Annotated in this window: 12 protein-coding genes; 5 read left to right on the forward strand and 7 right to left on the reverse strand. The window is 63.3% G+C overall.

What is annotated here, in order from left to right; translation table 11 throughout:
- The first annotated feature begins 84 nt into the window (after positions 1-84).
- A complete protein-coding gene (locus ACGYLY_RS08660) occupies positions 85-1101 on the forward strand; it encodes a lysylphosphatidylglycerol synthase transmembrane domain-containing protein (RefSeq protein ID WP_395282064.1) in 1017 nt (338 codons plus the stop codon).
- A 43-nt stretch (positions 1102-1144) separates the two neighbouring features.
- On the opposite strand, the gene hisF is transcribed toward ACGYLY_RS08660, so the two are convergent.
- Entirely contained in the window at positions 1145-1960 is an 816-nt protein-coding gene (gene hisF / locus ACGYLY_RS08665) for an imidazole glycerol phosphate synthase subunit HisF (RefSeq protein WP_395282063.1), read from the reverse strand.
- A gap of 388 nt (positions 1961-2348) precedes the next feature.
- Between hisF and ACGYLY_RS08670 the strand changes: the two genes are divergently transcribed.
- Positions 2349-2501 carry a hypothetical protein gene (locus tag ACGYLY_RS08670; RefSeq protein WP_231184059.1) on the forward strand — a complete coding sequence of 51 codons (153 nt, stop codon included), beginning with the start codon at positions 2349-2351 and terminating at the stop codon, positions 2499-2501.
- 158 nt (positions 2502-2659) lie between these two features.
- Here the strand turns inward: ACGYLY_RS08670 and purL are convergent, their stop codons facing one another.
- Positions 2660-4795 carry a phosphoribosylformylglycinamidine synthase subunit PurL gene (gene purL / locus ACGYLY_RS08675; RefSeq protein ID WP_395282062.1) on the reverse strand — a complete coding sequence of 712 codons (2136 nt, stop codon included), beginning with the start codon at positions 4793-4795 and terminating at the stop codon, positions 2660-2662.
- Between the two features lie 119 nt (positions 4796-4914).
- On the opposite strand from purL, the gene ACGYLY_RS08680 reads away from it, so the two are divergent.
- Positions 4915-5142, forward strand: a complete 228-nt coding sequence (locus ACGYLY_RS08680) for a hypothetical protein (RefSeq protein ID WP_395282060.1) — start codon at positions 4915-4917, stop codon at positions 5140-5142.
- Between the two features lie 154 nt (positions 5143-5296).
- Here ACGYLY_RS08680 and ACGYLY_RS08685 read toward each other — a convergent pair whose 3' ends face one another.
- Complete coding sequence (locus tag ACGYLY_RS08685; protein WP_395282059.1) at positions 5297-5467, reverse strand: hypothetical protein; 171 nt, start codon at positions 5465-5467, stop codon at positions 5297-5299.
- 857 nt (positions 5468-6324) lie between these two features.
- On the opposite strand from ACGYLY_RS08685, the gene ACGYLY_RS08690 reads away from it, so the two are divergent.
- Positions 6325-7011 (forward strand): PHP domain-containing protein, encoded by a 687-nt coding sequence (locus tag ACGYLY_RS08690; RefSeq protein WP_395282057.1) that lies wholly within the window; start codon positions 6325-6327, stop codon positions 7009-7011.
- Entirely contained in the window at positions 7011-8078 is a 1068-nt protein-coding gene (locus tag ACGYLY_RS08695; protein WP_395282056.1) for an asparagine synthase C-terminal domain-containing protein, read from the forward strand. The genes ACGYLY_RS08690 and ACGYLY_RS08695 overlap by 1 nt, the downstream gene beginning before the upstream one ends.
- A 37-nt stretch (positions 8079-8115) precedes the next feature.
- Here ACGYLY_RS08695 and ACGYLY_RS08700 read toward each other — a convergent pair whose 3' ends face one another.
- The 4 genes from ACGYLY_RS08700 to ACGYLY_RS08715 form a co-directional block, all read right to left on the reverse strand.
- Positions 8116-8265, reverse strand: a complete 150-nt coding sequence (locus ACGYLY_RS08700; protein ID WP_395282054.1) for a hypothetical protein — start codon at positions 8263-8265, stop codon at positions 8116-8118.
- Positions 8266-8444: 179 nt separating this feature from the next.
- Positions 8445-8591 (reverse strand): hypothetical protein, encoded by a 147-nt coding sequence (locus tag ACGYLY_RS08705; RefSeq protein WP_395282052.1) that lies wholly within the window; start codon positions 8589-8591, stop codon positions 8445-8447.
- A 40-nt stretch (positions 8592-8631) separates the two neighbouring features.
- Positions 8632-9117 (reverse strand): NUDIX hydrolase, encoded by a 486-nt coding sequence (locus ACGYLY_RS08710; protein WP_395282051.1) that lies wholly within the window; start codon positions 9115-9117, stop codon positions 8632-8634.
- 25 nt (positions 9118-9142) lie between these two features.
- Positions 9143-9910, reverse strand: coding sequence for an S-adenosyl-l-methionine hydroxide adenosyltransferase family protein (locus tag ACGYLY_RS08715; RefSeq protein ID WP_395282050.1), 768 nt, complete (start codon positions 9908-9910; stop codon positions 9143-9145).
- Between the last annotated feature and the right edge of the window lie 132 nt (positions 9911-10042).

The following is a 10042-nucleotide window of genomic DNA, read 5'->3' on the forward strand; positions in this document are numbered from 1 at the left end:
TCGACGCCGACAGACACAACCGTGCGACCCGACTAGTGCCTCGCGAACCGGCGGTGCGGTGAACGAACCGAAACGGGATGACGTATGTCAGAAACGGGTACTTCGATAGAGCGTCGCACGGTCGCAAAGGCACTCGTCGGCTTCCTCGTCGCCGGATTACTGCTCTACCTGTTCGGTCGCGTCATCGGATGGGAAGCGATACGGCGGACGTTCGCGAGGGCCGACTGGCGGTGGATAGTCGTCGCGTGCGCGTCGAGCGTCGTCGGCCTCGTCGTCTGGTCGAAAGCGTGGGACATCATCCTCTCGACCGTCGGCGTTCGAATCCCGCTTCGGTCACTCGTCGTCATCTACTTCGCGGCGACGTTCGCCGATTACGCGACCCCGTTCGGCAAGGCCGGAGGAGGGCCGTTTATCGCGCTCGTCCTGTCGTCCGACGAGCGCGCGACCTTTCAGGAGAGCCTCGCGGGCGTCGTCACCGCCGACCTCCTCAACCTGTTTCCGTTCTTCTCCTTCGATATCGTGGGCGGTGTTTCCCTCGCGGTCCGAACCGACATTTCCGGACTGGCGAACTACCTCGTCGCCGGGATGGCCGGATTAGCGGTCGTCGTTCCGGCGGTCGTGTACGCGGGATGGCAGAAACGGGAGTTCGTCGAACGGTTCGTGAGCCGCCTCCTCGAACCGATCGCTGCCCGCACTTCTCGCGTCGAGATGGAATCCGTCCGTGAACGAATCCGGGAGTTCTTCCTCGGAATCGACGAGATTCGAACCCATCCGACGGCGGTCAGGCGAACGCTCCCGTACGCCTACGGTGGGTGGGTGTTTTTCATCCTTCCGCTCTACTTGGCGGGGTTGACGTTCGGCGTCACCCTCGACCCGCTCGTCGTCCTGTTCGTCGTTCCGGCGAGCACGGTCGCCGGAATCGTCCCCACCCCCGGCGGTCTCGGAAGTATCGAAGTCACCATCGTGGCGCTCCTCGTCGCCCTCACACCGGAGACGGCGGACACCGCGGCCGCCATCGCGCTCGTGTATCGCATCGCGAGCTACTGGATCGTCCTCGCTCTCGGCGGAGTGGCCGCGCTCTACGAGACGTACTCCGTCTGAGCGCCGGGATGCGTCGAACTCGTCTTCGAGCGTGAGTGGTTGACTACAATCGAACCGGCACGTCCCGCTCCGCGAGGTACTCCTTTACCTCCCGAATCGAATACTCGCCGAAGTGGAAGATGGACGCCGCGAGCGCCGCGTCCGCGTTCGCGTCGGCGAACACCTCGTAGGCGTCCTCCGGCCCGCCGCATCCCGAGGAGGCGATGACGGGCGTCGAAACCGAGTCGCAGACGGCCTTCGTCAGCGGGACGTCGTAGCCATCCTTCGTCCCGTCGGCGTCGATGGAGTTGACGAACAGCTCGCCCGCGCCGCGCGATTCGGCCTCCCTCGCCCATTCGACCACGTCGATGCCGGTTCCCTCGCGGCCGCCCTTGACCGTACATTCGAACCAGCAGGACTCGCCGTCCACCTCTTCGTAGTGTTCGCCCGCCTCGTCGAACCGCCGTCGGGCGTCGACGCTGATGACGATACACTGGTTGCCGAACGCCGTCGCGCCCTCGGTGACGAGTTCGGGGCGCTCCAGCGCGGCGGTGTTGATTGATACCTTATCCGCCCCCGCCCGGAGGGTTTCCTTGATGTCCTCTCGCGTCCGAATCCCGCCGCCGACGGTGAGCGGGATGAACACCTCGTCGGCCACCTCGGAGACAACGGAAAGCATCGTCTCGCGGCCGTCGGCGCTGGCTGTGATGTCGAGGAAGACGAACTCGTCCGCGCCCGCCTCGTTGTACTGCCGGGCCATCTCCACCGGGTCGCCGGTGTACTTCAGGTCCTCGAAGTTGACACCGGTGTACACCGCCGGGTTCCCGTCGTCGTCCAAATCCACGTCGATGCACGGGATTATCCGCTTCGTGAGCGTCATTGGGTGTGGGTTGGGAACCGGGTGGCAAAAGGAGTCGGGTTACTGGAAACCGTTGCGAACAAACGACGAGACGGTTCCAGCGACATCGGGGATTCGAGGTTTCAGAGTTTCACTGTGGCGCGCGCTGGCGAGGCGACGCGGTCACGCTCGGCCGCGTCGCCTCGCTGAAGCGTGCGAGGGATGAGTGAAGTGAGCGATGCGAACGGAACGAATCGGTTGGGGAGGGTGTGGCTGTCGCGGTAACGGTGCGGTCATGTGACGTCTGTACTCGTCGTAGAGAAAGCACAACCAACGTATCCGGAGCGAAGGTTTCGAAAGATACCGCGGACTATATCACATCGCCCCGAACACCGATACATCGAAGTACCGCGCACGCAGAACTGCAACCATGCAAGAAGACACCGACCCGGTACAGCACACGGACGGAATGTCGCGACTGACCTCCCCGATGCAGGAGTTCACGATGGGACAGGTGACGACCGGATTCGTCGTCCTCGTCATCGGTCTCGCCGTCGTGGTCGGCGTTCCACTGTTGCTCTGAGGGGTCGAATTCCGTTTTCGAGGCGATAGACGAGGAGCGATGAGCATTTCTAGCGAATCGGAACGACCCGTCCAACGAGCGGAGACGGACGCGGAGATCCCCATCCCGTCCCGTTCCACTTTCGAATCGAGAAACAGCGACCGAGCGACCGCGATTCCCTATTCGAGTTCCCGAACGAGGACGTCACGGAGGTCCGCGATTTCGCTCGCCGAGTATCGAAGTTCCTCACCGTCGAGGTCGATTCGGAGCGTTCCCGAACCGTTCGCCTCGCCGAGTTCGGTGACGGGAGCGACGCCGTCCAGCGCCTCGACCACCGCGTCCGGGTCGTTCGTCTCGACCACCGCGCGGCCGGGGAGTTCGCTGAACAGCGATTCGGTGATATGGGCGGCGTCGGCGTCTCCGACGTCTTCGAGCGAGACGACCGCGCCCGCATCCTCCGAAACCATCTCGGCGAGCGTCACCGCGAGGCCGCCGTCGCTCACGTCGTGGACCGCGAGCGTGCCGTCCTGCGCGGCGACCGCTCGGAGTCCGCCGAGGAGTTCCGCGGCGTTGTCGGGAAGCGCGGGGAAGCGGTCGGTACCGCCGACCTGCGCGAGGTACTCGGAACCGCCGAGTTCGGCGGCGGGTTCGCCGACGAGCAGCACGGTTCCGTCGCCCGCGAGTTCAGTGGGCGGCGCGTCGTACTCTTCGGTGGTGCCCGTCATCGCCAGCGTCGGCGTCGGCGGAATCGGGCCGCTCGGCGAGTCGTTGTACAGCGAGACGTTCCCGCCGACGACGGGAACGCCGAGAGCGGAACACATGTCGGCGAGGCCGTCCACGATACCCTTGAACCCGCCGTACACGTCGGGTTTCTCCGGGTTGCCGCCGTTCAGGCAATCGACCGCGGCGAGCGGCGTCGCGCCCTTGGCCGCGAGGTTCGTCGCGTTTTCGAGTGCGACCGCGCGGGCACCGTCGTAGGGTGCGGCCGTCGTCCAGTTCGGGTTCGCGCCGGAGGAGAACGCGAGGCCGAGTCCCGCCCGCCGGATCGCGAGGACGGCCGAATCGTCGCCGGGCAGGACCGACGTACGCGTCTGAACCTCGTGGTCGTACTGGCGGTACACCCACGACTTGCTCGCGCAGTTGGGTGACCCGACGACCGCTTCGAACGCCTCGCGGACGTCCGTTTCCGGCAGGTCGCGGTCGGGTTGGGTCGGCGTTTCCGACGGGAGATCGTTCATCGGCGCGCCGTCGCCGATGAACTCGGCGGGCACGTCCACGACGATTTCGCCGTCGAACTCACAGACGTAGTTGCCGTCGGTCACGTCGCCGATGACGGTGCATCCGAGGTCGTACTTCTCGGCGATGTCGGCCACCGCAGCCACGTTCCCGGGACGAACTTCGTAGACCATGCGTTCCTGCGATTCCGCGAGCAGGATCTCCAGCGCGTTCATGTTCGGTTCGCGCTGGTGGACGCGGTCGAGTTCGATGTCGGCCCCGAGACCGCCCTTGGCCACCAATTCGCTCGACGCGCCGCCGAGGCCCGCCGCGCCGAGGTCCCGAGCGGATTCGACGAGTCCGCCGTCCACGAGTTCCTCGTTCGCCTCGATGAGGAGTTTTTCAGTGTACGGGTCGCCGACCTGTACCGCCGGGCGGTCCTCCGTCTCCGCGTCCTCGGCGAGGTCCTCGCTGGCGAAACTCGCGCCGCCCAGTCCGTCCCGCCCCGTCGAGTTGCCGACGAGGAGCAGTTTGTTGCCCGGCGTCTGCGCTTCGGCCGTGATGAGGCGCTCGGCGGGAAGCAGTCCGACGCAGGCCACGTTGACGAGCGGGTTCCCCTCGTAGTCGGGGTGGAACTGCGTGCTTCCGGTCACGGTCGGCACGCCGATGGAGTTGCCGTAATCGGCGATGCCCTCGACGACCCCTTCCAGCAGGTAGCGGGAGTGTTCGCGGTCGAAGCCACCGAAGTAGAGGCTATCGGCGAGCGCGATGGGGTACGCGCCCATCGACAGCGTGTCGCGGACGATGCCGCCGACGCCCGTCGCCGCGCCGTCGTACGGGTCCACGTAGGAGGGGTGGTTGTGGCTCTCGATACCCATCGTGATGTACGTTGACTCATCCAACGAAACAACCGCCGCGTCGTCACCCGGTCCGATGACGACCTCCTCGCTCTCGGATTCGAACGCGGACAGCAGGGGACGCGACGACCGATACGCACAGTGTTCACTCCAGAGGTTCTCGAACAGCGCTTCCTCGGCCGGCGTCGGGTCGCGGCCGAGTTCTGCCACGACCAACTCTCGGTCGGACTCGGACAAACTCATTCACCCTGCTGTACAAACAGGGCGGATTAATGCCTTTCCATATGCACGAACGTGGTGGGTTTCGTGCGACTGACTGAAGCCCTGTGTATAACGCGACTCCGAGGATGATACCGACGTCCGTGGGAACGACCGTCGAAACGCAACCGTCTCTCGCCACCGTCACGGGGACGAAGACGAGCGCTGTCACGAATGAAGAAACGAGCGACGACGTTGAAACGACGGTACCGACGTCTCACCGTGACTCGATCGTGGTCGTCTCACGCTCGTCGGAGGGGGAACTTTCGACCACGCGGACGATACCCTCGCGAGTTACGTTACTCCGACTCACGGCAGGAAACGGAGCGTAGAACACTCTCGAAGCGGTAGGATCGGAAGCGCGAGGAATGTCAGAGGCGAAGGGGCCTTGTGGATGTAATACAGCACCCCTTCGACGTACCGTCGTAGGAATAGAAGGGGCCTGAATGTGGTGCTTGCTCATTCAAGCCGCATGGATCCACACCGTTACAGCGGTTCGCGCCAGTCGTGCGCAACCCAGTGGCTCGCGGCTGTGAACCGACCTTTGAACAGGAGGCCAGTCGCAACCAGCATGACGACGAGCGGCGTCACTGAAAACGTGAGCGTCTTCAAAATGATTCTCTCGGTGAAAGTCTCGTGCCCTATCTTGTTGACCATATAACTACTTGGTGAGCACATTCCGGTAAAAGCTTTCTGCAAACTCCTTTCATACAGCCACTCGGACATAACACAATAAAAATAGATATCTCCGGAGTTGGTGGCCCATCGCGTAAGGAGCCGGCGAGCGCGAGAGCGGCGACGCGAAACGCATCGTGATTTACGGCCGCGAGAGAAACCGTTGTGCTCGTCGGAGATGAACGGTGGGACGTCCGCCGATGGGGTCCGTTTGGAAGCTTCAAGTGGTAGAACATCCGTTTTCGAGCGCAGGTTTCTATGACGGTACCCGACTGGCACCGTGTCCCCCTCTCGGCCTCCAGCGTGAGCAACCGCGCGACAGCAACCACGCCCGGATGCTTCGGAGGGGTACCGACACGGGGCAATCAAGAATCATATGAACATACAATTTTAACTCATATTTTAGCCAATTACTGTTCCTTTTTTCGCTTACGAAATTCTTCCGTCCTCCTTACTGCCCAATTCCACCACAATAGCTAAATACTTTGTCGGCAATGGTATGAACTGCTATGAAAGGTCCAGAAGGAGGGGAACGATAAGAGACGGACTGTCAGCCGAACAATATCGATGCCTATGATTGCATGAAACGCGAGTGACCGTTTTCACCCACCACCCACTCGACGGGCGATGTTGCCTCCATCGCCCGTATTCATGCGCGGAAACCGTACCTGCTGGGTACTCAGTCGTTCTCATAACCGTTCACTCCGGTTCGCTATCACCGTTTGTTTGAAGAGCGTCGCGAGTCGGTATTCCTCCCGACTACCACGTGTCACGATGACGAGCGCGACACCCGTCCGCGGACCGAGTTGCTTTTCCCGGCGTACTGCCAACGTTCGCCCGTGCTATCGGTCGAGTTGCATTGTCATTCCGCACTTTCCCACGATGGCCGTGACCCCATCGAACTGCTACTGGAGCAAGCCAAAGCAGTCGATTTGGACGCCATCGCCGTTACCGACCACGACGAAATCGACGCGAGCCTCGAGGCCGCGAAACTCGCCCCAGAATACGGGCTGGTCGGCATCCCCGGCATGGAGATCACGTCCCGTGCGGGGCACGTTCTCGGATTGGGTATCGAAGAGCGCATCCCGCCGGGCCTCTCGTTCGGCGAGACGCTCGACAAAATTCGGGAGCAGGGCGGCGTCGCCATCGTCCCCCACCCGTTTCAGAAATCGCGCAGCGGCGTCGCCGCGAACATCACCGGGAAAAAGCTCGCGGAAGCCGACGCTATCGAGGTGTACAACTCGCGCCTGTTGACGGGGCGTGGAAATCGAAAGGCGAGGTCGTTCGCTAGCGACCAGGGCGTCCCGATGACTGCCGGGAGCGACGCTCACATCAGCGAGATGGTCGGACAGGCGGTGACGAAGATCGACGTGAAAACCCACGACAAGCGAGCCATCCTCGGCGCTATCGTCGACGGCCGAACCGAGGTCAACGGGAAACGAACGCCGTGGCGTATCAGTTTCCGGCAGGCCGCGGGCGGTGCGAAACGCCGCGTCGTCAACCGCGTCGGACAGTACTTCGGCTGATGCAAGGGCTTTCACCCGAGGACGTTCGGCGCGCGGTCGAAACGAACGATCCGCTGCCGGGCGGCACGGGATTCGCCGGCGAACTCGACGGGACGCTCGTCCGCGACGTGTTGGGTCGCTATCCGCTGTTCTCCGAGGAAACCGATGCGAGGACATGGAGTCACGACCCCACCGAACTCGATACCCCCGTCCCGGTTCCCGCGGGCTACGGGCGAACCGAGGAGGACGACGAGCGACTGTGGACGCTCCCCGACTCGTCGCCGTTCGAGGACGAAAAAACGGCGATTTCGGCGGTTCGGACGGCCATCGAAGCCAGCTTGGAGTCGGTACCCGCCGAGGGTCTCGCCGTCGCGTTCTCCGGCGGCGTCGATTCCGCCGTGGTCGGGAGCGCCTTCGACCGTCCGCTGTACGTCGCCGGGTACGCCGGCAGTCACGACGTGGACGCCGCGCGAACCGCCGCCGAACTCATGAACCGTGAAATCCGCGTCGTCGAGATAACGCACGAGGACATCGAACGCGCGGTCCCCGAAGTCGCCCGTGCCATCGGCCGAACCAACGCGATGGACGTCCAAATCGCGCTCCCGCTCTACCTGACCGCCGAGCGGGCACGCGCGGACGGCCACGACCGACTCGCAGTGGGGCAAGGCGCGGACGAACTGTTCGGCGGTTACGAGAAAGTCGCCCGCGCGGACCACCGCGTCGAAGCGGAAACGGTACGCGGTGCGGTTCGCGAAACGATTCGCACGCTCCCGGAACAGTTGCCGCGGGACGTGTTGACCCTTCGAGCCGCCGGGGTCGAACCGGTCGCGCCACTCCTCGACGACCGAGTCGTGCGGGCGGCGCTCCGCCTTCCGGGCACGATGCTCGTCTCGGATGGCGTTCGGAAATCGACGTTCAGGAACGCGGCGCGCGAATTCGTCCCGAAGGAGGTCGCGACGAGGGACAAAAAGGCGGTGCAGTACGGCAGTCTCGTGGCGCGGGAACTCGACCGACTGGCGCGACGGGCGGGGTACAAGCGCCGGATGGACGACCACGTGACGAAGTACGTTCGCTCACGGCTGGACTGATTTCGGAACGTGTGTGGAACGATGCGTTTTCACGCGTTCAGCGCCGTCGCTCGTTCGACGCCTTCAGGAGAAGCTCTCGTCGAAGCCAGAAATCGCTATATCCGATGCAGTGACCGCCACAGTCGATACACGCCTGTCGATCGAGTTCGTACGACGCACCGCACGATTTACACTCGAACCGTGTCAAGTCCGCGTGCTCCAATTTTAGACCGACTCGACTGACAAATCCCATTCTCGAACTGTTAGAACAGCAGGGCTGATATTATTATACGCCGCCTAACCGCCGAAAAACGCCGACAGAGAGGTCTTCTCTTCTGTCACGTTCCAGTTATTCAGAAATAATGACTGCGAAATCGAACTGACGTGTCATCGTGGACGGGGTGTGACGACCTGCTCGCTGCCGCAGTCCGGACAGAGTTTCCGCTCGCCATCGAATGCCTTGCCACACCCGGTACAGACGAAGGACGGTCGGAGGTCGTCGTCGGTACCGAACAGGCGGTCCATGATGCTCATGAATCACCCGATTCACCGGATAGACCTTATTATATACCTCTTAATCCCGGTTTCGGCGTTCGGATCGGACGCACTCGATGGCTTCGATGCCGAGCGCGACGACCTCCTCGGTCAGACCGTCGTGTGTCCGGAGGTCGTCGGGCGAAAACCAGCGCCAACGGTCGATCGCGCGTTCGCCGTCGTCGGGCGCGAGCGTTCGGTCCGCCGCCTCGCCGTAGTAGACGAAGTCGATGTGCTGGTGGGCGACCGCTCCGTTGAAAACGTCCACGTCGTACAGCATGGTGTGTTCCGCGGAGGGAAGTTCCCGGCCGAAATCGGCGGTGACGCCCGTCTCCGGTTCGAGCAGCGTCACGTCGAGACCCGTCTCCTCGCGGACTTCGCGCACGGCGGCCTCACGCGGGAGTTCGTCCCGGTCGAGGTGGCCACCCGGCGGGAGGAGCATGTCCAGTCGGTCGTGGTCGTGAAGCAAACACTCGCCGTCGTGGACGACGTACGTCGTCGCGGTGAAGTGGCGGGTCGTCTCCATGGGAAAGAGGTCGACCGAATCGGATTCACCGTTTCGGTCGGCTATCGAGACGGACTTCGTCGCCGGCAGCGACGCCGTCGAACGCCTCGTCGCCGCGCCCTTGATTGACCGCGAGTTCGACGTTGCCGTGACTGCCGACCGTCACGAGGCGTTCGCCCGGGTCGACGTGGGCGTAGGACGGTTCGACGGGGCCGAGTATACCGTTTATCTCGACCTCGTCCGCCTCGTTCAGGAACTCGCCGGGAACGTTCGTGATGGCGTTCCCGAAGCCGTCCACGGCGAGGATTTCTCCGGTCGCGGACCCGTCCTGAACGGTTGGGTCGGGAAAGCCGAGGTCCTCGAACTCGTCCGTCGGGACCACATCTTCGAGCGTTTCGAGCGCGTCCACGCCCGCTTCGTGGACGCGGGCGGCGGCGGGCGCGAACACGTCTCGCCCGTGGAACGTCGCGCTGTCCGGGTCTTCGACCGCGATTCGGAACACCTCGGGGTCGTCGTCGGCCAGTTCGCGGGCGACGGGAAGCAAGACGCCGTTGTCCGGTCCGACGAGGGCGTGGTCGCCCGCGCGAACCACGAGTGCCGCGCGGTCAGTGCCGACGCCGGGGTCCACCACTACGAGGTGGACGGCGGGCGGGAAGTACGGAAGCACCTCGCGAAGCCAAAAGGCGGTCGTTCGAACGTCCTGTCGCGGGAAGTCGTGGCCGATGTCGACGAGACGGGCGTCGGTGTGCTGGAGCAACACGCCCTTCATCGCCGCCGGGTATGGCGTTCCGAAGTCTGAAGTTAACGTTATCATCTGGCAACTCACCTACGGTTATAGGGATAGTTCGCAACCGAGTTGATGTAAGTTTTCCTTATTATCAGGTTATAAAGAATAAAATAATTCGGACGAGCTGCGATGGATCAGGACGCTTCGAAGCAGGCTTGC

Origin of the sequence: Haladaptatus sp. CMAA 1909, from assembly GCF_043952005.1 — an archaeon.
In the GTDB taxonomy this organism is placed as follows: Archaea; Halobacteriota; Halobacteria; order Halobacteriales; family Haladaptataceae; genus Haladaptatus.

Bases quoted from the DNA above. Each gene is read 5' to 3' on its own strand.
- ACGYLY_RS08660 (WP_395282064.1), top strand. From the start codon at position 85: ATGTCAGAAACGGGTACTTCGATAGAGCGTCGCACGGTCGCAAAGGCA.
- hisF (WP_395282063.1), bottom strand. From the start codon at position 1,960: ATGACGCTCACGAAGCGGATAATCCCGTGCATCGACGTGGATTTGGAC.
- ACGYLY_RS08670 (WP_231184059.1), top strand. From the start codon at position 2,349: ATGCAAGAAGACACCGACCCGGTACAGCACACGGACGGAATGTCGCGA.
- purL (WP_395282062.1), bottom strand. From the start codon at position 4,795: ATGAGTTTGTCCGAGTCCGACCGAGAGTTGGTCGTGGCAGAACTCGGC.
- ACGYLY_RS08685 (WP_395282059.1), bottom strand. From the start codon at position 5,467: ATGGTCAACAAGATAGGGCACGAGACTTTCACCGAGAGAATCATTTTG.
- ACGYLY_RS08695 (WP_395282056.1), top strand. From the start codon at position 7,011: ATGCAAGGGCTTTCACCCGAGGACGTTCGGCGCGCGGTCGAAACGAAC.
- ACGYLY_RS08705 (WP_395282052.1), bottom strand. From the start codon at position 8,591: ATGAGCATCATGGACCGCCTGTTCGGTACCGACGACGACCTCCGACCG.
- ACGYLY_RS08710 (WP_395282051.1), bottom strand. From the start codon at position 9,117: ATGGAGACGACCCGCCACTTCACCGCGACGACGTACGTCGTCCACGAC.
- ACGYLY_RS08715 (WP_395282050.1), bottom strand. From the start codon at position 9,910: ATGATAACGTTAACTTCAGACTTCGGAACGCCATACCCGGCGGCGATG.